21 protein-coding genes and 1 pseudogene are annotated in these 26,574 nt (G+C 58.1%); 12 read left to right on the plus strand and 10 right to left on the minus strand.

The genetic code is table 11. The annotated features are described in order from the left end of the window. Positions 1–76: 76 nt before the first annotated feature. Positions 77–1,129, plus strand: a complete 1,053-nt coding sequence (locus ABLU73_RS10630; protein WP_004203916.1) for an AbrB family transcriptional regulator — start codon at positions 77–79, stop codon at positions 1,127–1,129. A gap of 70 nt (positions 1,130–1,199) precedes the next feature. Here the strand turns inward: ABLU73_RS10630 and tpx are convergent, their stop codons facing one another. Beyond that, complete coding sequence (gene tpx, locus ABLU73_RS10635) at positions 1,200–1,706, minus strand: thiol peroxidase (protein ID WP_004203917.1); 507 nt, start codon at positions 1,704–1,706, stop codon at positions 1,200–1,202. Between the two features lie 102 nt (positions 1,707–1,808). Here tpx and ycjG point away from each other — a divergent pair, with 102 nt between their 5' ends. Next, a complete protein-coding gene (ycjG, locus tag ABLU73_RS10640; protein WP_043521190.1) occupies positions 1,809–2,774 on the plus strand; it encodes an L-Ala-D/L-Glu epimerase in 966 nt (321 codons plus the stop codon). A 2-nt stretch (positions 2,775–2,776) separates the two neighbouring features. Here the strand turns inward: ycjG and mpaA are convergent, their stop codons facing one another. Then, positions 2,777–3,484 carry a murein tripeptide amidase MpaA gene (gene mpaA / locus ABLU73_RS10645; RefSeq protein WP_023318054.1) on the minus strand — a complete coding sequence of 236 codons (708 nt, stop codon included), beginning with the start codon at positions 3,482–3,484 and terminating at the stop codon, positions 2,777–2,779. Between the two features lie 72 nt (positions 3,485–3,556). Between mpaA and ABLU73_RS10650 the strand changes: the two are divergent. The 3 genes and pseudogenes from ABLU73_RS10650 to ABLU73_RS10660 all read left to right on the plus strand — a co-directional run. Further along, positions 3,557–3,649: pseudogene (locus ABLU73_RS10650) on the plus strand (hypothetical protein); the annotation flags it as partial. Between the two features lie 21 nt (positions 3,650–3,670). Continuing rightward, positions 3,671–5,287: a peptide ABC transporter substrate-binding protein gene (locus tag ABLU73_RS10655; RefSeq protein ID WP_216555638.1), complete on the plus strand. Its 1,617-nt coding sequence runs from the start codon at positions 3,671–3,673 to the stop codon at positions 5,285–5,287. Between the two features lie 411 nt (positions 5,288–5,698). Next, complete coding sequence (locus ABLU73_RS10660) at positions 5,699–6,712, plus strand: hypothetical protein (protein WP_216555621.1); 1,014 nt, start codon at positions 5,699–5,701, stop codon at positions 6,710–6,712. 90 nt (positions 6,713–6,802) lie between these two features. Here the strand turns inward: ABLU73_RS10660 and ABLU73_RS10665 are convergent, their stop codons facing one another. Then, positions 6,803–7,687, minus strand: coding sequence for a LysR family transcriptional regulator (locus tag ABLU73_RS10665; protein WP_094311602.1), 885 nt, complete (start codon positions 7,685–7,687; stop codon positions 6,803–6,805). 169 nt (positions 7,688–7,856) lie between these two features. On the opposite strand from ABLU73_RS10665, the gene ABLU73_RS10670 reads away from it, so the two are divergent. From ABLU73_RS10670 to ABLU73_RS10680, 3 genes are all read left to right on the plus strand, one after another. Next, positions 7,857–8,990, plus strand: coding sequence for an alpha/beta hydrolase (locus ABLU73_RS10670; protein WP_043521183.1), 1,134 nt, complete (start codon positions 7,857–7,859; stop codon positions 8,988–8,990). A gap of 68 nt (positions 8,991–9,058) precedes the next feature. Beyond that, positions 9,059–10,261 carry an MFS transporter gene (locus ABLU73_RS10675; protein WP_264923516.1) on the plus strand — a complete coding sequence of 401 codons (1,203 nt, stop codon included), beginning with the start codon at positions 9,059–9,061 and terminating at the stop codon, positions 10,259–10,261. Between the two features lie 78 nt (positions 10,262–10,339). Beyond that, entirely contained in the window at positions 10,340–11,209 is an 870-nt protein-coding gene (locus tag ABLU73_RS10680; RefSeq protein WP_023318057.1) for an aldo/keto reductase, read from the plus strand. Between the two features lie 24 nt (positions 11,210–11,233). Here the strand turns inward: ABLU73_RS10680 and ABLU73_RS10685 are convergent, their stop codons facing one another. The 7 genes from ABLU73_RS10685 to ABLU73_RS10715 are packed head-to-tail and all read right to left on the minus strand — an operon-like array spanning position 11,234 to position 22,617. Next, the gene (locus ABLU73_RS10685; RefSeq protein WP_087771655.1) at positions 11,234–13,432 is read right to left on the minus strand and encodes a glycoside hydrolase family 2 TIM barrel-domain containing protein; all 2,199 of its coding nucleotides are present in this window, start codon (positions 13,430–13,432) and stop codon (positions 11,234–11,236) included. Next, positions 13,422–16,115: a response regulator gene (locus ABLU73_RS10690; RefSeq protein WP_264923515.1), complete on the minus strand. Its 2,694-nt coding sequence runs from the start codon at positions 16,113–16,115 to the stop codon at positions 13,422–13,424. Before ABLU73_RS10690 ends, ABLU73_RS10685 begins: the two co-directional genes overlap by 11 nt. A gap of 2 nt (positions 16,116–16,117) precedes the next feature. Further along, complete coding sequence (locus tag ABLU73_RS10695; RefSeq protein WP_004179506.1) at positions 16,118–16,552, minus strand: globin; 435 nt, start codon at positions 16,550–16,552, stop codon at positions 16,118–16,120. Next, positions 16,549–17,943: a DUF3131 domain-containing protein gene (locus tag ABLU73_RS10700; RefSeq protein ID WP_117131652.1), complete on the minus strand. Its 1,395-nt coding sequence runs from the start codon at positions 17,941–17,943 to the stop codon at positions 16,549–16,551. Before ABLU73_RS10700 ends, ABLU73_RS10695 begins: the two co-directional genes overlap by 4 nt. After that, complete coding sequence (locus ABLU73_RS10705; RefSeq protein ID WP_004203929.1) at positions 17,928–19,475, minus strand: DUF3131 domain-containing protein; 1,548 nt, start codon at positions 19,473–19,475, stop codon at positions 17,928–17,930. The genes ABLU73_RS10700 and ABLU73_RS10705 overlap by 16 nt, the downstream gene beginning before the upstream one ends. Next, a complete protein-coding gene (locus ABLU73_RS10710; protein WP_064150204.1) occupies positions 19,472–20,803 on the minus strand; it encodes a DUF3131 domain-containing protein in 1,332 nt (443 codons plus the stop codon). The genes ABLU73_RS10705 and ABLU73_RS10710 overlap by 4 nt, the downstream gene beginning before the upstream one ends. Further along, positions 20,800–22,617 carry a glycosyltransferase gene (locus ABLU73_RS10715; protein WP_264923513.1) on the minus strand — a complete coding sequence of 606 codons (1,818 nt, stop codon included), beginning with the start codon at positions 22,615–22,617 and terminating at the stop codon, positions 20,800–20,802. The genes ABLU73_RS10710 and ABLU73_RS10715 overlap by 4 nt, the downstream gene beginning before the upstream one ends. 276 nt (positions 22,618–22,893) lie before the next feature. Here ABLU73_RS10715 and opgC point away from each other — a divergent pair, with 276 nt between their 5' ends. The 4 genes from opgC to ABLU73_RS10735 are packed head-to-tail and all read left to right on the plus strand — an operon-like array spanning position 22,894 to position 26,572. Continuing rightward, complete coding sequence (opgC, locus tag ABLU73_RS10720) at positions 22,894–24,111, plus strand: OpgC domain-containing protein (RefSeq protein WP_264923512.1); 1,218 nt, start codon at positions 22,894–22,896, stop codon at positions 24,109–24,111. A 10-nt stretch (positions 24,112–24,121) separates the two neighbouring features. Beyond that, the gene (locus ABLU73_RS10725) at positions 24,122–25,021 is read left to right on the plus strand and encodes a hypothetical protein (protein ID WP_004203934.1); all 900 of its coding nucleotides are present in this window, start codon (positions 24,122–24,124) and stop codon (positions 25,019–25,021) included. Positions 25,022–25,029: 8 nt separating this feature from the next. Continuing rightward, on the plus strand, positions 25,030–26,244 hold the full coding sequence (locus ABLU73_RS10730; RefSeq protein WP_065697062.1) for a SpoIIE family protein phosphatase: 1,215 nt from the start codon (positions 25,030–25,032) through the stop codon (positions 26,242–26,244). Next, entirely contained in the window at positions 26,234–26,572 is a 339-nt protein-coding gene (locus ABLU73_RS10735; protein WP_004183770.1) for an STAS domain-containing protein, read from the plus strand. Before ABLU73_RS10730 ends, ABLU73_RS10735 begins: the two co-directional genes overlap by 11 nt. Positions 26,573–26,574 lie beyond the last annotated feature (2 nt).

The following is a 26,574-nucleotide window of genomic DNA, read 5'->3' on the forward strand; positions in this document are numbered from 1 at the left end:
CGCCGGCATTCGGCCTGCAAAGCGGGCCAAACCTGTATATACTGGTTTTTTAATTCTTTTTCCGGGGTGGTGCATCTTGGCGTCGCGTCGCGCGATCGGGCAGTGGCTGATATTGCTGCTGCTCTCCGTTCTCTTTTCCTCGCTGCTGTTACGCCTTCATTTGCCGGCAGCGCTGCTGCTGGGGCCGCTGATCGCCGGTCTCATTTTGAGCCTGCGCGGGGTGAAGCTGAGCATACCTCGCCCCTGTTATCTGGCGGCGCAGGCCATTGTTGGCTGCATGATCGCCAGGGCGATTAATCCCTCTGTTTTTGGCGTACTGTTCGCTAACTGGGCGCTGGTGCTGGCGATCCTGTTGACCACCCTGGCGATCAGTGGTCTCACCGGCTGGCTGTTGGTTCGCTATAGCGCGCTGCCGGGCGCCACCGGCGCCTGGGGAAGCTCTCCCGGCGGGGCGTCGGCAATGGTAGTGATGGCTCAGGAGTACGGGGCAGATGTGCGGCTGGTGGCGCTGATGCAGTATCTACGGGTGCTGTTTGTCGTCGGCGCGGCGGCGCTGGTGGTGCGCTATGCCCTGGGCAACGAGGCGCAGGCAATGAGCCAGGCCATCGTCTGGTTTGCGCCGTTGACCCTCAATTTTCCTATCACGCTGTTGCTGACGGCGGCGGCCTGTTGGCTGGGCGTCCGGCTGCGTATCCCTTCCGGAGCCATGCTGCTGCCGATGCTGTTCGGCGCGCTGGTCCAGGGCGGCGGCTGGGTGATGCTGGAGCTGCCGGAGTGGTTGCTGGCGATGGCCTACGCGGTGCTGGGCTGGACGGTGGGCCTGCAGTTTAACAAAGCGGTTTTTCTACTGGCCCTGAAGACGCTGCCGCAGATTATCGCCTCCATCCTCGGGCTGATCCTGATGTGCGCCCTGATGGCCCTTGCCCTGACTCATATTTTGCCGATGGACTTTATGACCGCCTATCTGGCCACCAGCCCCGGCGGGCTGGACACCGTGGCGATTATCGCCGCCGGTACCCGGGCGGATATGTCGTTCATCATGGCGCTGCAGACGCTGCGGCTGTTTACCATTTTGCTGACCGGTCCGGCGATGGCGCGGACGATTTCCCGCTATGCGCCGCGGCAATAAAAAGCCCCCGCAGAGCGGGGGCTGAGCAAAGCGAATGTCCGCAGGCGCGCTGCGCCAGGGCAGTCTGTTATCAGGCTTTCAGGGCGGCCAGCGCGGCGTCGTAGTCTGGCTCTTCGGTGATTTCGTTCACCAGCTGGCTGTAGACGACCTGATCGTTTTCATCGATAACGACCACGGCGCGAGCGGCCAGGCCAGCCAGCGGACCGGCAGAGATAGCGACGCCGTAGTCAGCGAGGAACGATGCGCCGCGCAGCGTGGAAAGGGTCACCACGTTGCTCAGGCCTTCGGCGCCGCAGAAGCGAGACTGGGCGAACGGCAGGTCAGCGGAAATGCACAGCACCACGGTGTTGTCCAGTTCAGCGGCCAGCTGGTTGAATTTACGCACTGATGCGGCGCACACGCCGGTATCAATGCTCGGGAAAATATTCAGTACTTTACGTTTGCCGGCGTACTGGCTCAGCGCGACGTCAGAGAGATCTTTGGCGACCAGCGTAAACGGCTGCGCTTTAGCGCCTGCCTGCGGAATGGTGCCCTGAACAGAAACGGGGTTGCCCTGGAAATGCACGGTTTGTGACATGGTTATCTTCCTGTTTACATATAGTTAACGTCGCGAGTAGTGTATGACATCCGCCAGCTACACGGCAAACCCTATTTAACATTGACCAGAGAGGACAAGGGAATGCGTAACGTGCGAGTGTATGAGGAAGCCTGGCCGCTCCACACCCCCTTTGTGATCGCCCGCGGCAGCCGCAGCGAAGCAAAAGTGGTGGTGGTGGAACTGGAAGAGGACGGTGTGAAAGGCGTGGGCGAATGCACGCCTTATCCACGCTATGGCGAAAGCATCGCGTCGGTCATGGCCCAGGTGATGGCGATCGGCGAGCAGCTGGAGGCGGGACTTACCCGCGAACAGCTGCAGCGGCTGCTGCCCGCAGGCGCCGCGCGCAATGCCATTGACTGCGCCCTGTGGGATCTGCAGGCGCGGCGCGAAGGCAAAACCTTGCCCCAACTGCTGGGAGTGACGTTGCCCGAGCGGGTGATCACCGCCCAGACGGTGGTCATTGGCACGGCGGATCAGATGGCGGCCAGCGCCGCGGCGCTGTGGCAGAAGGGTGCTCAACTGTTGAAGGTGAAGCTCGACGACCGGCTTATCAGCGAGCGGTTAATCGCTATTCGCCAGGCGGCGCCGCAGGCCACGTTGATTGTCGATGCCAATGAATCCTGGCACAGCGAGGGGCTGGCGGCGCGCTGCCAGCTGCTGGCGGACCTCGGCGTGGCGATGCTTGAGCAGCCGCTCCCCGCCGACGCCGATGCGGCGCTGGAAAACTTCGTTCATCCGTTACCGATTTGCGCCGACGAGAGCTGCCATACCCGGGAGAGCCTGCCGAGGCTGCGCGGGCGCTATGAGATGATCAATATCAAACTGGACAAAACCGGCGGCCTGACCGAAGCGCTGGCCCTGGCCGGGGAGGCGGAACGGCAGGGCTTTGAACGGATGCTGGGCTGTATGCTCTGCACCTCGCGCGGGATCGCCGCCGCGCTCCCCCTGGCGCCGCTGGCGCGCTTCGCCGACCTCGACGGCCCGACATGGCTGGCGGTGGACGTTGAGCCGGCGCTGCGGTTCAGCACCGGCGTGCTTCATCTTTAAGTTTAAGCCTGCCAGCGCAGCAGGTCGGTCATCGCCGGCAGGTAACGCTCCGTTGCCTCGTCGGCAGAGACCGGCGGAAACTCGGCGGTGATGCAGGGGAGCCCGATATCGGCGCACCAGCTGCCAAAGGAACCTGGGGTGTCGTAGCCCACGCTGCCCACCAGCGGCAGTGAGAAGGCGTCCGCCAGCCAGTGTCCCAGCGGGCTGTGTCCCGGGTCTTCGATGCAGGCCAGCGGATCGTGAAAGGAGACCACCCACGCCGGATGGATCTGATGGATCAACTGACACAGGGCCTGGGTCTCCCGCTCCGAACCAGGCTGCTCGCCGGTCAACAGCACCACGTCTCGTTCCGCCGCCGCGCTGTTCCAGCGGTACACCGTTTCCCCTTGTCTCCAGTTAGCGGCCGGAAAGTTACGGTTGAGGTCCACGCCGCGGGCGTTGGCGCGTAGCCCGAGCTGACAGCCGTCAGGATTGACCGTCAGGACCACGTGGTGGCGGCGCAGCTCCGGCTTCAGGGTGCGCAGGGCGCAGGAGAGGGTCACAATCGACGAATTCTCATCGCCGTGGGTGCCGGCAATAATCAGGCCGCTGCGGCTGTCGGCCATCGGCGCAGGAAACCACAGCAGCGGCGCGCCCAGTTCCGAGCTGCCGTACTGCCGGGTTCCCGGCGGAAAGTCGCCGCGCTGCGGGCGAGGACGTGAAATAGACATAGAGCTTCCTGTGTGTCGTTATTATTCAGTGTTGGCGAAAAGCGTGTTGGAATCAAACCCATTCCCGGAGGCGTGAAATCCGACGGCACATCAATTTTCTATCATATGTTGTTTGCAATTTCAGGTGATGAAACAAATAATTATCGCTCTGTTGGCGGTGTTTTTTCTCATTTTAAAGGGGATCTTATGAAGTATCCTGTCGCTTTGACATGCGGCGCGCTGTGGTTAGCCAGCGTATCTTCTCTGGCCTGGGCGGCGGACGTACCGCCGGGCACGGTACTGGCGGAAAACCAGCAGTTAGTGCGCCATATCAAAGATGAACCCGCCTCGTTAGATCCCGCTAAAGCGGTGGGCCTGCCGGAAATCCAGGTGATCCGCGATCTGTTTGAAGGTTTAGTCAATCAGGATGCGAAAGGCAACCTGATCCCGGGCGTGGCGACCCGCTGGCAGAGCAACGATAACCGCGTCTGGACCTTTACCCTGCGCGATAATGCCCGCTGGTCCGACGGCACGCCGGTCACCGCTGAGGACTTCGTCTATAGCTGGCGGCGTCTGGTGGACCCGAAAACCACCTCGCCGTTCGCCTGGTTTGCCGCGCTGGCGGGGATCGCCAACGCGCAGAACATCATTGACGGCAAAGCCGCGCCGGAGACCCTGGGGGTCACCGCCGTCGACGCCCACACCCTGCGGGTGCAGCTGGATAAGCCGCTGCCGTGGTTCAGCAACCTGACCGCCAGCTTTGCCTTCTACCCGGTACAAAAGGCGAACGTCGACAGCGGGGCAAACTGGACGCGGCCCGGCAGCCTGGTGGGCAATGGCGCCTATGTTCTGAAAGATCGCGTCGTGAATGAAAAGCTGGTGCTGGTGCCGAACACCCACTACTGGGATAACGCCAAAACGGTGATCCAGCAGGTCACCTTTGTGCCGATCAACCAGGAGTCCGCCGCCACCAAGCGCTATCTGGCCGGCGATATCGATATCACCGAATCTTTCCCGAAAAATATGTACCAGAAGCTGCTGAAGGATATTCCGGGACAGGTGTATACCCCGCCGCAGCTGGGCACCTACTATTACGCCTTTAATACCCAAAAAGGGCCGACAGCGGACGAGCGGGTGCGACTGGCGCTGAGTATGACCATCGATCGCCGGGTGATGGCGGAGAAGGTGCTGGGGACCGGGGAAAAACCGGCCTGGCGTTTCACACCGGACGTAACGGCGGGCTTCACGCCGCAGCCGTCGCAGTTTGAGAGCATGAGTCAGGCCGAGCTTAACGCTCAGGCGAAAGCCCTGCTGGCCGCCGCCGGCTATGGCCCGAATCGCCCGCTGAAGCTGACGCTGCTGTATAATACCTCTGAGAACCATCAGAAGATTGCCATCGCGGTGGCGTCGATGTGGAAGAAGAACCTCGGCGTGGATGTGAAACTGCAGAATCAGGAGTGGAAAACCTATATCGACAGCCGCAACACCGGCAATTTCGATGTGATCCGCGCCTCCTGGGTAGGGGATTACAACGAGCCGTCCACTTTCCTGTCGCTACTGACTTCCACCCACAGCGGAAATATTTCCCGCTTTAACGATCCGGCGTACGACAAAATCCTCGCCCAGGCGGCGGTGGAGAATTCGGCCAAAGCGCGTAACGACGATTACAACGCGGCGGAGAAGATCATTATGGCCAAAGCGCCAATTGCGCCGATCTACCAGTACACCAACGGTCGGCTGATTAAGCCGTGGCTGAAAGGCTACCCGATCACCAACCCGGAAGATGTGGCCTACAGCCGTACCATGTATATCGTTAAACACTGATGCGTACTGGCCTCCTGCTCAGGGCAGGTAGCCATTGCTGAACCCAGAGCTGGCGCGGATTGCGGCGCCAGTTATTTATTAATAAGTAAATCAGCCAATTGAGAATTTGGTGCTTTAAGCTTTGCCAGATCTTAAAAATTAATATCGTCATTCCTATAATGATGAACCATAATTAAATAACATTTTATGTTCGAAATATATAAAAAGGCTGTCCTTTTCATATTATATATTCAGTAACTGGTCGCACCGAAGATCGACTTAAGTGAAAATACCAGTTTTCTGTAATCCTGAATTACTAACAATGTACATTGATTTCAGATGTCCGGTATGGACGGTAGCACCATAGAATAGACGGGGGGGACTATTTCTGTTATAACTGTCTGCAATATTATTTGTTACAAAAGGGAATTAATGATGGCAAATACACTTCGCTCAATACCTATACTATTATTGATTGGTTTTAATCTATTGCTGGCCATCCTGTTTAGTTTGATCTATGCCAGGAAGCATCCGGAAACTGATCTATTCATCATCATAACATTTACTGGTATGTTATTAATTTCTACATATATTATAAATTTCTACTCTGTTCCGACCTTTGCAACTAGTGAGAAAAAGAAAATAAAAGGTGTCTTTCCCGGACGAAGAGGTAAGCTAAAAAGAATTATTACAGACTCGATGGTACTAATCCTGGTTTTTTTTGTATCAGGCTCAATAGTATTTTCAGGGAGTGATTTGAATTATGGTCTTACTCTCTTAGCCATTTCAACAGGCTATTTTACTTTCTTGTTTGTTAATTATTATTTTCTGTGTATGTCAAGAGTAAAAGAAAAGATAGTCAAAATAATAAATAAAATCCTTTTTATTGTGTTCTCGATTATATTGTTTTTTTCTAAGATGATTGCAAATGGTTTTGTTAAAGAGTTTTTTGATGTTGATATCGCTAAAGTTCCTTATATTAGTTGGTCATTCTCGATTCTGTTTGCCATTCCATTTTTTTTGATTACTTCCCACGTGGGGGGGATGATTTTAGAAGGTACAACAGATTTATTCCGGATAAGAAAAATTAAAGTGCCTTCGATGATCCATTATTCGATATTATGTTTATCTTGCGTTTTTTTTAGCATTAGTTATATTTCTTATTTGGGTAGCGCAGGTTGGTTATTTAATGCTGTGACGAAAAAGGTTTATTCTTATGATACCAGGAGCTCTTTTCAATGCAATAATAAGTACTGGACGATTCCAGAGTTAGGGAAGGATGCGAGGTATCTCGCTGAAACATCTGATAGTTACCGTGTTATCTATATTAGAGGAAATAAAATTAATGTGGAAGTTGTAAAATGTGAAAAAAAAGAAGGATATATCCGTTTTCCCATTGAAAATGCTAACGATATATTAAAAAAGCCGGTTCCACAGGGAGGCTGACTCACGTAAGGCTGCGAATATTGAGTCTTGATTTAGTGCGGATAGAGGTACATTTTGCCACAGTTCTAAACACGATCCAGGCATCCTCTACTACATTCGCAATGTATCAATGACCGCTCTCAGCGCGGGCGATACATTGCGGTGCGGGTAATAGAGAAATGAACCTTCCAGACGCTGGCTATAACGCTGGAGCACCCGGATAAGCGTGCCCTGCGCTAGATCGTCGGTAATCAGTTCTTCCGGGACATAGGCCAGCCCCAGACCGAGCCTGGCCGCTTTGGCTTCCATATAGCTATCGGCGAAAGCCCACTGTCCCTGCGGCGGATGAGTGATTTTTTTGCCATCCACGTTAAGTTCCCAGGCGTACAGGCTGCCGTCGCCGAACTGATAGGCGATGCAGGGATGACCGGTTAAATCGGCAGGGGTTTGCGGAAAGCCGTAGCGACGAAAATGCTCCGGGGTTCCGACAACCGCCATCTCCATATCGGGCGAAATACGTACCGCAATCATGCCACTCCCCACTTCCGGGCCCAGACGCACGCCCGCATCGAAACGCTCCGCAATAATATCGACGAACCGGCTTTCGGTGATCAGTTCCAGGCGGATATCGGGATAGCGTTGTTTAAATATCGCCAGCTTAGGCAGCAGAACTTTATCAATAGCGTGCTGGCTGGCATTGATGCGAACCGTACCGGACGGTGTTTGCCGATAATGGGCCAGCGTGGCGAGTCCCATATCTAAGGCGTCGAAACCGGATTCGACATTGTGATAGAGCTGCTCACCCGCCTGAGTGAGCGACAACCGGCGGGTGGTGCGCACCAGAAGCTGAACGCCCAGCCGCTCTTCGAGTTCGCGAACCGCACGGCTGATCCCGGACTGCGCCAGACCCAGTCGTTGCGCTGCGGCGGTAAAACTGCCTTCCCGCACCACCTGCATAAACAGGTAGAGGTCATTATAGTTTTCCCGTTTCGCCATCTTCCGCCTCGTAACAATCGCGCTATTCAGAACTAAATGGTATTAATCTTAGCATTTTTTAGCCTCTAATAAGCACTTTTATTGCTAGCTACAATAAGCGCATGACAACAAAGCCCAGCAGCGTTGTCTTCTGGAGACTGGTTTTTACACGTTTATTTAGGGGGATTTAATGACGGTTTTCAGCAAAAAAATGACAGCCACGATACCCGCCATGCTGCTATGCGCCTTATTAAGTGGAGCCACAACGATGAGTTATGCTGATACAACTAACCCGAACGCACCTGTTTCATTGATTGAACAATGGGATAAAACATTCCCGGAGAGCGCAAAAGTGGATCACCGTAAGGTGACCTTTCAGAACCGCTACGGGATTACCTTAGTTGGAGATCTCTACCTGCCGAAGGATCGCGGTGAACGCAAACTGGCAGCTATTGCCGTGAGCGGTCCCTTCGGCGCGGTAAAAGAGCAGTCCAGCGGCCTGTATGCCCAGACGCTGGCCGAACAGGGGTTTGTCACCCTGGCTTTTGACCCATCCTATACGGGCGAAAGCGGTGGCTACCCACGCAACGTGGCCTCACCGGATATCAATACCGAGGATTTCAGTGCCGCGGTGGACTTTCTGGGCCTGCAAAAAGAGGTGGATCGCAACCGTATCGGTTTGCTCGGCATTTGCGGCTGGGGTGGTATGGCCCTAAACGACGCGGCGATGGATACACGCGTCAAAGCGGTGGCGACCAGCGTCATGTATGACATGAGCCGCGCGATGGGGCATGGGGTAGGCGATGGCAAAGACCGCTACACGACAGCCGACCGCCGAGCAGTACTGCAGTACTTGAACGCGCAGCGCTGGAAGGATGCGGCAAACGGCACTTTCGCCCCAGGTGGGCATGACATATATGTTGATGATAAAGGCAACGTCAGCGCTGCCGCTCGTATTTTGCCGGAAACCTTGCCCGCCAACCCCAACCCGGTGCTGAAAGAGTTCTTCGATTATTACCGTATGCCGCGAGGTTTCCATGCGCGTTCGGTTAATTCAACCGGGGCATGGAATGCGACGATGCCGCTGTCGTTTATGAATATGCCGCTGCTGAGTTACGCCAGCGAAGTGACTATTCCGACGCTTATTGTGACCGGCGAACAAGCCCATTCACGCTATTTTGCCGAAGATGCTTTCAAGGCGATCGGCAGCAAAGAGAAAGCGCTGGTGATTGTCCCTGGGGCAAACCATGTCGATCTCTATGACAACGCCGCGGGCAAAATTCCCTTTGCTACGTTCGCGCAGTTTTTCGAAACCAACCTGTAATCGCTCTCCTGTACCGGAGACATCCCCAAAGCCGCCTGCAGGCGGCTTTGTTTTGTCGGAGATAAATAATGTCTGGATTACATAACACCCGCGCATACTGGAGCGGCGTCCTGGCGATGACGCTCTGCGTATTTGTGCTCATTGCCTCAGAGTTTATGCCGGTCAGTCTGTTGACACCCATCGCGGGTGATTTACACATTACCGAGGGATTAGCAGGCCAGGGGATCGCGCTTTCCGGCGCGCTGGCGGTACTGACCAGCCTGACGATTTCCCGTCTTACCGGGTCGCTGGACCGTAAATGGCTGCTGCTGGGGCTCACGGCGCTGATGGCGGCCTCAGGATTGATGATTGCCCAGGCGTCCAGTTTTCCGGTTTATATGCTGGGCAGGGCGCTCATCGGGATCGTCATCGGCGGATTCTGGTCATTGTCGGCAGCAACGGCCATTCGGCTGGTGCCGCAACGCCAGGTTCCCCGCGCGCTGGCCATTTTTAACGGTGGTAACGCATTGGCCACGGTCGTCGCGGCCCCGCTGGGCAGCTACCTGGGGGCCACCGTCGGCTGGCGCGGCGCCTTTTTATGTCTCGTCCCGCTGGCGATGGTAGCCTTCATCTGGCAATGCGTTAGCCTGCCATCGATGAAAAGTCAGCGCGCACCAGAGCGGCAGGGAACCGTGCTGCGTCTGTTCCGTCGCTCGACGGTATCCCTTGGATTGTTGGCCTGCGGGCTGTTCTTTATGGGGCAGTTTACCTTATTTACCTATGTGCGACCGTTTCTGGAGATAGTGACTCGAGTCAAGCCTTCTGGCCTCTCCCTGATATTACTGGCGATTGGCGCCGCCGGTTTTGTCGGCACGCTGCTTATTACGACCGTTCTGAACGCCCGGTTTTATCCGACACTGGTGGCTATCCCTTTGTTAATGGCCGCGATTGCCGGAACGCTTCTGCTGGCCGGGCACCACACAGGTTCAGTCGCCGTACTGTTAAGCTTTTGGGGCCTGCTGGCGACGGCAGCGCCCACCGGCTGGTGGACATGGATTGCGCGGACGCTGCCCGAGGATGCGGAGGCGGGCGGCGGTCTGATGGTCGCCGTGATCCAACTATCGATTGCCCTCGGGTCAACGGCAGGAGGCCTGGTGTTTGATAGTCTGGGATGGCGCAGCACTTTTGCTCTGAGCGGTCTGTTACTTTTGGGCGCGGCAGGGGGGAGCTTCCTGCTTTCTGTCAAACACAGGAGATATCAGCGCACTGCGATTAATGAGCTGGATGCATAAGTCAAATCACAAATGACGGGGTAATCGCGGCGATGTTTCTGGTCTATCATGAAATTTTTAACAAACTGAGACTGCACCGTGGAATATTGTGTATTAAGTAACAACCGTAAAATGCCGATGCTGGGTTTTGGCGTTTTTAAGGTGACCGATAAAGCAGAGTGTAAGCGGGCGGTACTGAACGCTATTCGTGCCGGCTATCGCCTTATCGATACCGCTGCCGTCTACGATAATGAAGATGCGGTGGGGGAGGCCGTTCGCGAAGCCATCGCCGAAGGTCTGTGTACCCGCGAGGCGCTATTTATCACCTCCAAACTGTGGGTTCAGGACATGGCCAACGCCGGGATGGCGAAAGCCGGTATCGCCGCGTCCTTAAAAAAATCCGGGCTGGAATACTTCGATCTTTATCTGTTGCATCAGGCGATGGGCGATTATTTCAGCGCCTGGCGCGCGCTGGAGGAGGCTTATGAGGCCGGTATCCTGAAAGCGATTGGCGTGTCCAATTTCTACGCCCATGTGTTAGCGAACTTCTGCGAAACCGTCAGAATTAAGCCGATGGTGAACCAGGTCGAACTGCATCCTTATTTCGCCCAGCCCGCGGCGCTGGAAACCATGAAGCACTATCACGTTCAGCCGGAGGCCTGGGCGCCGTTAGGCGGCGGCAGACATAACCCGTATGAAGAGGCAACGCTGCAGGAGATTGCCGATGCCCATCATAAAACCATTGCGCAGGTTATCCTGCGCTGGAACGTGCAGCGTGGCGTCACGGTCATTCCAAAATCCACCCGCCAGGAGCGTATTGAAGAGAACTTTGCCATCTGGGATTTCTCGCTCACCGTGCGCGAAATGGCGCAAATCAGCGCTCTGGATTTAGGCTATGTCGGCGAAGCGGTAAAACACTTTAACCCTGAATTCGTTCGCGGTTGTCTGGGGGTGAAAATCCACGACTGATCGCGGCTCAGCGGGAAGCCTCCTTCATTTCGCTGCCTGAGCCGCGGCGACGGGTTCGCTATGTTGGTTAGCCCCCACGCGTTTGCCGCGACGGTTGTCAATACGGTAGACGATCGTCACGGGCTGCTGGCCGGCGGGGGTGACGGTCAGCTCCCTGACCATCTGGCCGGCGTCGGGCGGCAGGGTCCGCGTGGTTTCCCCCTGGGTCAGTATCCGACCATTTTGCCTGACCTGCCAGGTCAGGCGGCAATCCTCGCAGGCCGTCCAGGTATCGTTAATCGCCCACAGGCGCACCGTCGCCGGGCTACCCTGACGCCAGCTGGCGGTCACCGGCTCGATGGACGGCAGGATCGGCTGATAGGCGCGCTGCAGGGCATAGTAACCCGCCTTTGGCTGGCGCAGATAATCCACCACCCCCCAGTTGATGGAGGGCCATGTCTCGACAAACATAAACTGGAACAGGGCGGTCACCGGCTGATAACGCTGGCGACGATAGCTCTCCGCCGCCAGGGCCACCAGCCTGGCCTGATACGCCTGGGTGTTTTCAATCATCTCCTGAATATTGTTGCCTCGCGGAATCCCGGCGAATTTAAAGGTCTGGAAAGGCTGAAAATTATGGTACTTCCATCGCACCCAGCCGGGATCGTCGGCGGCGGTGGTTTTCGGCCACAGCAGACGGGCCGGGATAATGGTCTTCAGGGTGGAGAGGCGGGGCAGCGCCTGGGCGCCAAACTCGGTAATAATCCCGGTTTTCGCCGGGGCGAGCAGGTCGCGCAGGGTGCCGAAATACCACCCTGCCCAGTAGTGCTCTTCGACAGCGGAAAAGCGATGCACGATGCGGGAGGTGTCTTCCGCCAGCGCATCGCCCACCCGCTGCGTCAGGGTCTGGTTTAAGGTTTTACGCCAGTCGGGGAAGCGTTTCTCCATCCACGGCGAGTTCCACGGCGGCTCGTTGTGACCGCCCCAGACAATAATCGCCGGCGAATTGCCGAACTGGTCCATCATCGCCCGGGTCTGGCGCACGGCGTTATCGGCGAAGGCGGCGCTATCATCATAACCCCACTGCAGCGGGACATCCTGCCAAATCATGAGTCCCATCTCATCGGCCACCTCATACAGCGCGCGGCCCGCCACGTGGCCATGAACGCGGATGGCGTTGGCGTTCATCGCCGTGACCAGTCTGAAATCCCGGAGATACTTTTTCCGCGTCATGGTGCTCAGCCACGGCGAGCCAATATAGTTGCTGCCCTTGATGAACAGCCGTCTGTCATTGATGCGCCAGCCCTGATTATCCGCCAGCGCTTCCACCTTGCGTAATCCGGTGCGGGTGACGGCGGTATCCATGATCCCCCGCTTATCCACGAGGGTGGCGCGCACGCGGTACAGGTTCGGTTTACCTGTGCCCACCGGCCACCAGAGCTTTGCCGAGGGCATGGGCAGCGAGACGCGCAGAGTGCCTGCGGTATTCTCCAGGGTGACCGCAAAGGCCTGCTGAAAAGGCGGGCCGGAAAAATTGTCCGGGGTGGCCGTCAGGCGCAGCGTGACGGGGCCGGGCGTCACGGCCCGATAGCGGATTTCGGCACGCAGCATGGGCTTCTCCAGCCCCTGTCGCCAGTCCGGGCGCAGGATCACCTCGTCGATAGTGACGCCGCGGCTCAGATGGAGCTTCACCGGCGCCCAGATCCCCCCGGAGTTGGCATCCTGCCCCTGAACCGACCAGGCGCCGCCCGGACGGGTATCGTGCTGATTCAGGATCCCTTTCATCAGCGTCTTGTGCAGCGGCCAGATTTTTTGCGGGTCTTCATAGGGGCTGTCGACCCGCACGGCGAGCTGATTATGGCGGCGAACGGCCCCGGTGATGTCCACCGGGAAGCGCTGAAAATAGCCTTCGTGCCGGGTCAGCGTCTTGCCGTTGAGCGCTACCTCGGCAAAGTAATCGACGCCGTCAAACACCAGCGTAGCCATGGCGTCCGGCGTCAGGCCATGCAGGGTAAATTGATGGCGATACCACAGGGCACCCTGATGATCGTATCCGGCGCTGTACCAGTTTGCCGGTACCCGCAGCGTGCGCCAGTCGCCGTCCGAAGCCTGCGCGCCGGCGAAGGCGCTGTCGTTGGCGTCATGCACCCGCCATTGTCCGGCCAGTGACCAGGTCACCGGCGCAGAATCGGCGTGCGCCAGCGGCAGGCAAATGACCAGCAGCAGAAGACGTCTAGCGATCACGGGGAACCTCCTGCGTTCTGCGGCGCAGCCACAGGTGGCAGCCCGCGATCGCCTCGGTCAGCGCGTCGCGCAGGTCGCCCGGCACGCTTTGGTCTGGCGAGGCCGCCTGGCTCTCCAGCCGCTGGAGCACACTGGCAAGGCGTTGAAAACCAAGGGTGGCCGCCTCGCCGCGCAGTTTGTGGGCGGCGCGGCGCCATGTCTCCCGGTCATTGGCGTCAATGGCGTGGTTGAGGGCGGCGGCCGCAGCATTAAGTCCTGCAGCGAAGAGTCCCAGCAACTCCTCGACAAGCTCAGGATCGTCGGCGCACTGTTTCAGCAGGCGGGCTTCGTCCGGCAGGCCTTCCTCTTCCTCCGGCGCGCTATCTTCCGCCGCGCCGACGCGGGCGATGGCTTCCCGTAGCGCCTCCTGGCTCACCGGCTTAGCGATATAGCCGTCAAAACCCATCGCCAGACAGCGTTCTCTATCGCCCTGCATAGCGTGGGCGGTCATGGCAATCGCGGGCTGATGTTGCCTGCCCAGCGCCTGGGTCTCTTCCCGCAGCAGGCGGATGGCGGTTTCACCGTCCATCTCCGGCATTTGCAGATCGATCAGCAGAAGATCCCAGCAGGCTGCGCGCCAGCGCTCCAGCGCTTCCCGACCGTTGTTCACTACTTCGCAGCGGTGACCCAACTGCTCCAGCAGCCGTCTGGCGACCTTCTGGTTTACCAGGTTGTCCTCGGCGAGCAGGATATGTAGCCCGGTCTGGTCCCTGACCGGTTGCGCAACGGGGGCAGGCGTTGTCGTCACCACCGGCGTGGGCACCAGAATGCCGGCGATAACCAGATGCAGTTCGCGCTGTGCCACCGGTTTATGCAGATAGTGGGCAATGCCGATGCGCTTAAGCATATTGGCGTCAAAATGACGGCTCATGGAGCTGAGCATAATAATCTGGCTTTGCCGGGCTTCAGGCAAAGCGGAGAGCTCCAGCGCCAGGGATACGCCGTCCATATCCGGCATCTGCGCGTCCAGCAGGATCAGCGGCCATGGCGGCCCTTCGGCGGCCCGGCGTAGCGCCTCGCCAGCGTTGTTCACGCAGGTTGGCATCAGTCCCATCTGGCGAAGCATGGCGTCAAGCAGGCGCAGGTTGGTGCTGTTGTCGTCAACCACCAGCACACGCTGGTGGTTGAAGCGGCTCAGCGGGACGCTACCGGAGGCCGCGGCGTTCAGGCCTTCCAGCGGCAGGGTGAAGGCAAATTCGCTGCCTGCCCCAGGCTGGCTCTCCACCGTCAGCTCACCGCCCATCAGGCTGACCAGGCGGGCCGAAATGGTTAACCCCAGTCCGGTGCCGCCGTAGCGACGGGTGGTGGAGCTATCGGCCTGGCTGAAGGCCTCGAAGATCGCCTTTTGCTTCTCCGGGGCAATGCCGATGCCGGTATCGCGAATGCGAAAGCGCCAGCGGTTGTCGTCCTCGGCCGGCGCTATCGCCAGCAGGACCTCCCCCTGATGAGTGAACTTCAGGGCATTACCCAGCAGGTTGGTCAGGATTTGCCGCAGCCGGGGGCCATCGACGATCAGCACCTCAGGCACCGCAGGGGAGATATCCACCAGCAGCTCAATGCCCTTTTCGCTGGCGGCAGGCATATGCGGGCGGATCAGCGACTGAACAAAAGGGCGGATCTCCAGCGGCTCTACGTCCACCTGCATCTTGCCCGACTCAATGCGTGAAAAATCAAGAATGTCATTGATAATGTGCAGCAGCGACTGGGCTGAGCTCATCACCAGCGAAAGGTACTCTCGCTGCTCCGCGGTCAGCGGCGTGTCGAGGCAGAGCTGCGTCATGCCGAGAATGCCGTTCATCGGGGTGCGGATTTCGTGGCTCATATTGGCGAGGAAAGCGCTTTTCGCTTCGTTCGCCTCGCGGGCCTCCTTCGCCGCCTCAATGGCCAGCAGCTCTGCGGCTTTACGCCGGGTAATATCCTGCAAGGTGCCGATCACCCGCTCTGCCTGCTGCTGCATGTTGAGGGTGACGATCTGCCCCGAGAGCAGCATCCAGCGCCAGCCCTGCGTCGGGTGCTGGACGCGAAGCTCACATTCAAAAACCGGCATGTGCTCGTTTTGCGAGGCGATCATCGCCTGCTGCAGAGTGGCGCGATCGTCCTCGTGGACCAGGTTGAGCATAAAGCGCAGCGGAAAGCGCCACTGCGCCCGCGACTGGCCGACCATCGCCAGCAGGGTGTCATTCACCTGCAGGCTGTCGCCGGAGACCTGCCAGTCCCAGATGCCGATCTGGATCGACTCCGCGGTGAATAAAAAGTCATCATGCAGTTGATGACGCGAACGCCGGGCCTCGTCAAGCTCGGTGATGTCGGTATGCAGGCTGACAATCCCGCCATCCGCCAGCCGCTGATGCTGAACGTAAATCCGGCGGTTGCCCGACTGGCGGACCTCGCAGTGGTTCGTCTGGCGGCAGTTGCGGATAATCGCCTCGCGCAGCGTCTGTTGCCGGCCTGGGTCGATGTTGTATCCGGCATCGATAAACTTCTCCGCCAGGCTCTCAAGAGAGGCGCCGACGGCGAGCCAGGGCGCGATCGTTGGATAAAACAGCGCCACCTTATCATTCCAGGCCTGCAGTCGTTCGCGCTCATCGTAGATCATCACCGCCGAGGGCAGGAGGTTAAGGTCGTTACGGTTAGCGGCATGCATGATTACTGGCCAACAGTTTGATAGTGGAGCTCCGCCTGGCGGCGCAGATACTCGAGCCCAGGGGCGATGGCCATTGCCCATGCGGTGAGGATCTCCTCATCGCACAACGGATCGCAGGCGCGGACGGTTTTGAGCATCGCTTCCCGCCAGAGGGCAAAAAACCGCGGCGGTAGACGCAGGCCTTCCTCGCTCTGCGCTCGCGCCAGCCGTTCCAGAAAATCGGGTACAAAGAGGTCGCCGTTGACCGCCAGCATGGCGAAAAAGCTCTTAAAGATCATCTGCTGGCCTTCCTCACCGGAGCGTTGGGAGAAGTGCTGCTCGGTTTCCGGTGACATATGGATAAAGGTGCTGTAGAAGGCCTGGAAGAAGCGCTGTTTGTCGTGCTCTGGTACGACGCGATTCAGGCTGGCTTCAAAGAGATCGCGATAAAACTTCATGGTGCGCTCCTCATGACCCGTTCGCCCGGCAGGCAGCGGCGGGGCGGGTTAAATTCGTCCGTCGCGCGGTGGGCAAAGTAGCTGTTGTCATCCGCGAGGCCGTTTTTGAACAACGGCCCGGCGTTGTGTTTGTAAAACAGCGCCTCCAGCACCATGGCGTTGGTGGAGAGGGTGAGGGTGGCGTTGACGTCGCCGGTGGCCTCGACCCGTCCTTCAAACCAGCCGCGCTGCGGGTCGTTAAGATGGGTAGTGACCGCCATCAGCGCATCGGTATACTCGGTTTCCCACAGCGTCCACAGGACAAAGACCGCTTTGGTGGTCACCTGCGCCAGCCGGGGGTAGTACTTCCCGTCGTCCCCGAGCGTATTCCAGGCGTAGCCATTCCCCCAGACGGTGTCTTCCACGTGCCAGGGCGCCTGGGTAAGCGAAAAATCGGCCCGGGCGGTAAGCACCTTATCCTGCGTCCAGCGCGTTTTCTGGCTGAGCCATATCCCTTCCGCCCGCTCGCGCATGGCTTTTTGCGCCATCTCCGGCACGCCGGGCGGCTGCCAGCCGAACTCCAGTCCAGGCAGCATGGCGGGCAGTGTAGAGAGCACCACGGGTTGCCAGGTGGCTCGCGGGTCGCGGTCGTCAACGGCGAGGCGGCGCTGATAAATAATCACATGGCGCGCCGGGGGGGAGAGGGCCTTGCCGGCCGGAAATCCCCACAGGCGAAACGCGCTGGCGGCGTATTCACTGTCTCCCAGCCGGAGCTCCTCGCGGATCGTCCGCTGACCGTTCTGCAGTGAGGCGGACCACAGCTCCCCGTCTTTATCGATAACCGGACAGAAGTTCCAGCGCAGGACAATTTTATCAATGTATTCGCCATACTGCGGCGCGCGTTCGGCGGTGAGCCGCAGGGCGAGCATCAGTCGGGCCATATCTTTTGCTGACCAGCCGCTGGCCGCCGGTTTGCCGCTGAAGTCGACAGGGGTCGCCGTCTGAGTGGAGTATAGCCTGCCCGGCGAACCGCCGTCGGTCAGCGTCAGGCGATTGAGGGTGCCGAGCAGGGGCGTCAGGCGGGCGTCGAATTCCGCCTCCTTTACCAACCCCAGCTCTCTGGCGGCGAGCAGGGCGATAAGGGTGTCGCCCATCTGCCATAGCGTTGCGCGGGGCTGTTTGTCGCTGCCGTTGACCAGGCCGGTTTGCGGCTGGGTATTGTTCTCGACGTACCGCCAGGCGATCTGCGCCCACGTTCGCTCCTGCGGCGTCAGGCTGCTGATACGGGCAGTGGTGTGCCAGCCGCCTTTGGTCAGCCAGCGCCACCCCGCGCCTTCGCGACCAAACAGCGCCAGGGCGATAAGAAAAAGGACGACGGCGATGGCCAGCCAGCGGGCTATGGTTTTAAGCATTGCGCGGTCACCGGCGGAAGTTTAACGGGCTCGTCAGCCTTGCAGGCGGCACACTGGCAGGCCTGGCAGGCGGGTTTGGTGCGCTGGGTGGTCCCGGTCTGCTCGCACCATGTTTTGACGGCGGGGGTGTTGCTCAGGAACGGGCGATTGCGCGGGCCGTTATTGGGTTCAAAGAGATCCACCAGCTTCTTGTCCCACAGCGACGGGGCGAAATCGCGGTTTTTCGGATTGTCGCTGGAAAACTGCAGCAGTTTTCCCTCCTTTTTAAATAGCAGTGCTTCCAGCATGATGCCGTTGTTGTTGGCGGTAAACTCATTGATTGGCCCGTCGCCGTTCTCATACAACCCCTCGTAATAGCCTTTTCCCGCTTCGTTCGCGTTTTCAATGGCGTCCAGCAGACGATCGGTATAGGGCGAGTTCCACAGCACCCACATCCCCATCGCCGCTTTGAGCGACACGGCGGCGCTATTCGGTACGAACTGGCCCTTGTCGGTTATGGTGTTCCAGTTAAAGCCGTCGCTGAACACGGTGTCATAGACAAAGTACGGGGATTTATCGAGCTGATGCTCGGAGCGGGCGGTGAGGATCCCGGTGATGGCGTAGCGATTCTCCTGGGCCTGGTAGACCCGGTCAGCGAAGTTTTTCATCCAGGGATGGGAGTACTCGCGCGGGCTGTTGTTCCGGTCACCAGGGTTATCAAAGCCAAACTCCATGCCATACAGCACGTAGGATTCACTGACCACATAGTTATGCTGGCTGGTTTGCCGTGGGTCGCGCGAATCATAGGGGACCAGCACGCAGTAAATCTCCGCCAGCTCGTAGGGCTGCGGCCGGCTGGCCTGACAGGTGTTAAATCCCCACAGCTGAAAGCCCGCCGCGCCGTACTCCTCGTATCCCAGACGGCCTTCCTGAACGTATTTGGGCTGGCCGTTTTCCAGATACGCTCCGTACAGCGTGCCGCAGGGATCGACCACATGGCTAAAATCCCACCCCAGCACCACATTATCGATGCTGTTGCTGTATTCCGGATAGCGCTCCTTGATCACCTTCAGCCAGATCAGCATTCTGCCGATATCCAGCGCCGAAAAGCCGATTTCACCCGGCTTGTTCTGGTAGTTAACCTTTTGTCCGCTTATCGTGTTATAGGCTTTGTTGGGTAGTTCGTTACGGAATAAATCGAGCTTATTCAACGTGGCGAGAAACTTCAGCATCCGACGGTCAAACTCCGCCTTATCAATAATCCCCAACTCACGGGCTGCGGTCATCGCGGCCAGATAGGAGGCGCTGTCCCACATGGTGGTGGAGGGGTATTTGTTTACCGCATTCACCAGCCCGGTGGTGGGCTGAAAATTGGCCACGAAGTATTGCCAGGCGTTTCTGGCGATAGTCATCTCCCTCGGCGTCAGCTCCCCGCTGCGCGGGGCGTATTCCGCAGCTGGCAGACCGGTCGCGGCCTGCGCGCCGGAGAGCGAGAGCCACAGCGCCATGAGTCCGGCCAGCAGGGGAAAACGGGAAAAATAGGTCAGCTTCATGGCGTTGCTCCTGCTGAGGAAGAGGGTAGAGGGGCAGGGCTCAGGCAGGCCAGACACAGCATCTGCCCCCGGGAAATGTAGGCCAGGCTTTCCAGCACGATCGCGTTGGTATCGCCGTCAATAACGTCGTTGACGCTGCGGTTGAGATTTAACCCTCGCTGCCAGCCCTTGCCCGGGACCTGCAGCGTCTGCACCTGCTGGCGCAGCGCCTCGCTCCAGCTATTACGGAACAGGGCGTACCAGGCAAAGGCGGTGCGGGTGGAGGTGATCGCCGTTTGCTCCGGGGCGGCGCTGCGTGGGGCGAAGGCGCTCTGCGGCTGCCGGTCCGCCAGCGCGCTGGCATAATCCGGCGCGGGCTCGGCGTAGTCAGTGCTGATCGGCGGCTTGCTGACCCTCAGGCCATGACGGCGCTGCTGGATTTGCATGATGCGCCAGGCGATCTCCGCACTCTGCGCGTCAAAGCCCAGCTCAAGTCCGGTGAGCAGGTACGGCAGGCTGATCAGCGAAGGCTGCCGACCCCAGGGCGTGCGCAGCCCCTCGTCGGGCACCATGATGCCGTCGATATCGATCATCTGCTGCCCCTGCGGCGGGTTGGTCACCGCCAGCCCCGCCGCGCTGTCGATCAACCGCAGCGTATGGCTGGCGTACAGCCGGTAGCCAAAGCTGTCCCGCGGTTCATCTGCCGCCAGCGCCCAGTGGTGCAGCGGCGCCGCGGCCTGGCTGGCGGGGCTGTTGCTGATGAGCGCGCCGACCCGCCACTGATTAAACAGATCCCGCACCGCGGCGGCGTGCTGAGGATAGCGCCAGAGCAGGGTTTGCAGGGCGGTGAGCAGGCGTCCCATACCGATGGCGGAGGAGTCCGGGTTGCCGAGGATCTGAAGCGTGTCGGCATGGTACTGAGCGGCGGGCAACCCCTGGGCGTTGAGGGGCAGTTGACCGAGGGTAAACAGGGCGGCGGCAATGCGCTCATCACCTTCGGCGGCGGTCACAATATGCAGCTGCTCTGCGGCGACCACGGCGAAAAGATAGCTGCCGACGCTCCACAGGCTGAGCCAGGGTTCGCCATCGTGCGCGTTGGCCAGGCCGTTTGGCTGGGTATTGTTGACATAATACTGCCAGGCCACCCGCGCCCAGATCGCCTCGTCAAAGGTCAGCTCGCGCGGGGGAGGGAGCGGCGGAAAATCCTGGCTCAACGTCATCCCGCCGCTGCTCTCGACGCGCGCGGGCATTTGTTTTTCCACCCACACGACAATCGCAAAACCCAGCAGGAAGCCAATGAGGATAGTGAGATAGCTGCGCGCGGATAGCAGGGCGTCGCGGATCCTCATCGGCTCGCCTCCTGCTCTTCGGGGGGCGTCCACATGGCGGCGAAGATCAGTGGCAGCATGGCGGCAATATTCACCGCGCCCCAGAAAATGTTGATGACGTACCCGGAGGGGTCGTCAACCTGACCGCGCGCCACCTGAATACCGCCCCATATCAGCCCCGTCAGGGTGAGCAAAACGATGGCAATTTGCGGCTTGACGAGATAGAGAAAACGACCCGTCTGTCGCTCTTTCGGCGTAACGTGAAATTTGATCTGCTCCCCGCGCAAAACGGTGTCCAGCGCCCGCAGATTCATCGAGAAAAAGGAGAGGTAAGAGGCCCGGCCGTCCCAGGCAGAAATGCCCCAGGTGCCGAACATAAAGGCCAGTTCGGAGACAATAAAAAAGGGTAAAAAGTGCAGATAGAAAGGGGTAGACCACGCCGACACCGGCGGAATGCCGGTGAAGAGATAGATAACAGGCGAGATCAGGAACACGGTGTTCCACACGCAGGCCAGATACGACCAGAAGGTGGTCGCGTACATCAGCGTTTGCGGCAGCGAGAGTTTAAAGCGGCGTCGGTTGAAGATGTTGTCATGGAACAGGATATCCAGCGATCCGGCGGCGTACTTAAAGCGCTGGATCATCCACGTCAGCATATCCTGCGGAGAGAGCATTTTCGACTCAATCCGCGGGTGCATTACCGAGCGCCAGCGGCGGGCAGCGTCGCCGTGCAGCAGGATGGAGGTATAAATATCTTCCGAGACGTGGAACTTATAGGGCGTCAGTTCAGTATCGAAGGCAACGTGGGGGCGCATGGCGTCCTGCAGCGCTTCCCGCGTTGCCGGGTCGCAAATATCCCGCGTATGACGCGCGATTTCGGCGTCAACGCTCCAGACATAGCTGCGCAGCGCCGCCTGCATCACCGCTTCCCGTCGGTGAACGGAGGCGGCGCCACAGCAGAACGCGGCGTTAGCCCAGTTGCGGCGCCGTAAAATCACGTCGTAAAACATGCGCGGATCGTTGAAAAAAGGATCGCGACCAATGGTCACCGGACCGACGATTTTCTGCGCCAGCCAGCCCACGCCATAGCCTGCGCCGCCTGCTTTACGCCGCAGCCAGCGCGCCAGATCCTCCCCCTCCGGGAGATCGAAAAACCATTGTGGGGTCTGCACCCAGGCGACGTCCGGATCGCGAAAATAGCCGAGCGTGTGGCTCAGCAGGGTCGGGAAAACGCGGGTATCGGCATCACAGATGATCAGAAAGTCGCCATCGGTATGTTCCAGCCCGTTGCGCAGGTTACCGGCCTTATAGCCGATATTGCTCTGACGGGTGATATAGTTCGCCCCCTCCTGCTCGCAGACCGCCTTCATCTCCGGGCGACGCCCGTCGTCAAGGACATGCACCTTATAATCGAGCGGACCAGGATAGGTCATCCGCATGGCGTCACGAATCGATAGCCTGACCAGCTCCACGTCTTCGGAGTAGGTGGCGATAAACAGATCGACTTTAATCGGCCTCGACTCCACCGCTTCATCCGCGCGCAGACAGTCGTTGATCTCCGTCGGGGGGACCCCTGGCGGAGGATCTTTCTCCTGCCATAAATTAATGGTGAACAGAACTGTGCCAATCCACGCCAGGGTTTCCGCCAGCACCAGAGGAATCGCATACCACAGGGCGTCCGTGTTTAAGGAGGCGGTCCAGCGCCAGTAAATATAATTAGCGCCAAGCACCAGGGCGGCCACAGCTAATACCTGCCAAATCATTCTCACCCAGCGCGGGGTGCTGAGCGGTTCAGGCGGTCGGCGATGTTCAAAACGGGAAAAATAAAAATCCATAGCAAGGATATCCTGATTCCGCGCTGAGTTTGAATGACAGGTCTGTTATCGATTGGGGGCGTTCTGCAGAACGCACAGGGGCTTATAAATAACAGTAAAGTGAGTGTAGATGGTGGCGCAAAAATTTCAACAGCGCGAACTGATAGTCACCGGGATGACTTAACATAGTGTGATGCACGCCGGCGGAATTTATAAAACGAGCATTGCAAGATAGCCCATTCTACACTATCTAAATAATTTGTAATAAATGTTGCAGGGTAGACAGCAGGATCCCTAATGAGCCAGGTTGCTTCAGCGATTTCGCAAAAAGAAACTCATAAATCAATGCCCTGGCGTTACTCTCTGACCGGGGATCGCGACCTGCGTATCGACTTTATGCGCGGTATTGCTCTCGTGATGATGGTGGTGGCGCATACCGAAGTGATGTCGATATTTAATATTTTCAGCTGGGAACGATTTGGTTTGACTACCGGTGCCGAGGGCTTTGTGATCCTGTCCGGCTTCATGTTAGGGATGCTAAATCGTGTCAGATTACAAAAGGCAGTATTACTGACGGTGAGCTGGGGGCTTTATCTTCGCGCATGGAAAATATATCAGGTTAATATTATTATTATTGTCTCTTTTCTTTTGCTGAGATATTTGCCTTATATTAATGTCTATGAAGTCACTCATTTTACCGACCGCTTTTCCGGGACCAGTTGGTCGCTCTATCCGCTCACCCCGCAAATAAAAGAGACGTGGTTTAACATTATCCTCTATCTGCAGATTGGCCCGCATCAGACGCAGATCCTCGGACTCTATATTTTTTTGTTAATGCTCAGCCCGCTGTTTCTGGGAATGCTGCAAAAGGGTCACGTCTACCCCTTACTGGGCGCCTCGCTGCTGATATACGGCTGCTGGCAACGCTGGCCGATACGGGTCACGCCCTGCGAATTTGAATTCGCCTTTCCCCTGCTGGCCTGGCAATTTATCTTTGTGCTGGGCATGTGCTGCGGCTGGTACAAAGCGGAACTGATCTCTTTCGCCCGCACGCCGCCCGGCAAAGTCGCCGTGGCGGCGCTGGTGTTCATCGCGCTTATCCTTGCGTTTGTCGCCCAGAATCATACCAATCCTTTTATGCCGCCCGCGCTGCTGATGCACGTAATCCCGCCGGCGGATTTTAACGCCTTTTACCATACCTGGGCGGCGAAAAACGGCCTCGGTCCGGTACGGATCCTCAATGATATCAGTCTGATGGTCACCATTTATCTGCTATTGACCTGGTGCTGGCGCCCCCTTAACCGGCTGGCAGGCTGGTTCCTGATCCCGCTCGGGCAGCGTTCGCTCTACACCTTTATTTTGCATGTTTACATCGTGCTCGCCGTAAGCCAGCTGGTCACCTTCGATCTGTGGCGCCAGGCGTGGATAGTGAACACCTTGATCCATGCCGCTGCGCTGGGCGTTCTGTGGCTGATGGCCAAATACCGCGTCGCCGCACGCTGGATACCTAACTAAGGAAGGGCAAATGCGGGAGAAATATATGCTGGCCTGCGCGCTATGGTGCGCCATCGCAGGTGCGGAAGGCGCAGAGAAGAACGACGCACAACCGCTGCGTGATAAAAATGGTGAACCGGTGCAGGCCGGCGTGTTTACCAGCCGCTGGGGACGGCTTTTTTCCGGGAATGACAAGGTGTTTTCGGGAGCGCTGAGCTTTAGTTCGGGTTTAAAAGAGCAGTGGATGACCGTCCCCAACAGCTCAGACAGCGCAGAACAGAAGAAAAAATATAATCAGACTCTGAATCTTAGCCTGCAATACTCGCCCTACAGCTTCTGGTTCGCCAACGTGACATCCCGTTTACCGGTGACTGACACCAGCCGCTATACCGCCGATTTTCGCTATAGTTTTGGCTACGACGACTGGCATGCCAACACCTTCAGCCTGGTTTACAGTAACTATGGCGATAACCACTTCTGGACCTCGGGCAGCAAGCGTCACACCTATTTTGAGCAGGGGGCGATTACCCTGGCGTATAAATTTTCGCTGCCGAAGCCCATGGAGCATGCGCTGTTGATTAACAAAGGCGACGCCATTATCTGCCAGGCAGGCTACAGCTGGGTGCCGCGTTATTACGATCTGGAGAGTAACGATATCCGCAAAAACAAAAATGTGCTGCTTGGGGGGTGTGGATATACCTTTAAACAACATTTTTTTGTGCGCGCCACCGCGTTTTGGTATCCGGACAGCAGCCAGCAGCAGCCGTGGAATGGCGATTATAGTTACAGTTTTGGCTACGCGGGCTATACGCCGGGATCGTTCTCTGTGCAGTATGCCAACTATGCCGGTACCCGCTACCCGGGGCATGACAGCGGCAGCGGCAAGTTTCGTGAAGGCACGATCAGCCTTATCTGGTTCTTGCCGATTTAGGAGGCGCGATGTCGGCACAGCACGTCCTGATTGTTGAAGATTCGCTGGTTTATCGTCGGCTGCTAAGTCGGATGTTGACGCAGTGGGGCTATATCGTCAGTGAGGCGGAAAACGGCGTCGACGCGCTGGCGATCCTCGAAAACCAGCCTGTCAGCCTGGTGATAAGCGACTGGGAAATGCCGGAGATGAATGGCCTGACGCTGTGCCGGGAAGTGCGCCGCCGCCAGTTTGGTCACTACGTTTATCTGATATTGCTCACCGCCCGCGAAGATCCTGGCGATCTAACGCAGGGGTTTGAGGCCGGGGCCGATGATTTTCTCAGCAAACCGGTAGAGCAGAGCGAGCTGCGGGCGCGGCTGCACGCCGGGGCGCGGATCCTCTCCCTCGAGGCTGACCTCGCCGCGCGCAATGCGCGGCTGAGCGAAGCGCTGCGACAGATTGAACAGGATCTGGAGCTGGCGGCGCGCATTCAACAGTCGGTTCTCCCGGCTCATCAGCTGCGCCATCAGGGATTTTTCGCCGACTGGATTTTCCTGCCCTCGGCCTGGGTGTCGGGGGATATTTTTAACGTCTTCCCGCTGGGCGATCGTCTCGGATTTTACTGCGTGGATGTCTCCGGACACGGTGTGGGGGCGGCGATGATGTCGCTCGCCGTCGCCCGCCAGTTTCTGCATGGCAGGGCCGTTGAGCGCTTTCTTTTTACGGCAGACAACCAGCCGGCGTCGCCGGCCGAGGTGGTGGCGATCCTCAATGGTCGTTTTTGCAGTGACGAAACAGAGATCGTCAGCTATTTCACGTTGATCTATGGCGTGATCGACCTGCAGACCGGCGCGGGCAAACTCTGTCAGGCCGGGCATCCCACGCCTTTTATCGTTAGCCCGGACGCTACCGTCCGCCCGGTCGGCAGCGGCGGGGCGCCGGTGGGGTTGATAGACCATCTCTCGTGGGCAGATGTCAGTTTTTCGCTGGCGCCGGGAGAGCGGCTGTGCCTGTTCAGCGACGGTATCACCGAATGTGAAAACCGGAGCGGTGAACAGTTTGGCGAGGCGCGTTTGCAAGCGTGGCTGCAGGACAGCGTGACGCAGCCACTGCCCGCGCTGCTGCCGCGGTTTGCCCGGCACCTGATCCGCTGGCGCAGCGGCGACGCGCAGGAGACCCAGGCGATGGCCGATGATGTTTCACTCTTGATTATTGAACGTACAGGGGACAGTGATGAAAATTGAAACCGAACGGCAGGCCTCGGTGACGATCCTGACGCCGGCGGTGCGTCGGCTGGATGCTTCCGTCGCGGTAGCCTTTAAGGCGGCAATCGCCCAGGAGATAGGCGAAGATAGCACCGATCTGATTGTTGATTTCAGTAAAATCGATTTTATCGACAGCAGCGGTTTGGGAACGCTGGTTTCCCTGATGAAAATGATGAACGGTAAAGGAGAAATGACACTGTGCGCGCTGAACCCCGGCATTCGCAATATGTTTACCCTGACCAGGATGGATCGTATTTTTCGTATTTGCGAGGATCGCACTTCAGCCCTTGCGCAGTTCAATCCGTGACG

This window comes from Klebsiella sp. GG_Kp175, from assembly GCF_040062325.1.
Lineage (GTDB): Bacteria > Pseudomonadota > Gammaproteobacteria > Enterobacterales > Enterobacteriaceae > Klebsiella > Klebsiella quasipneumoniae.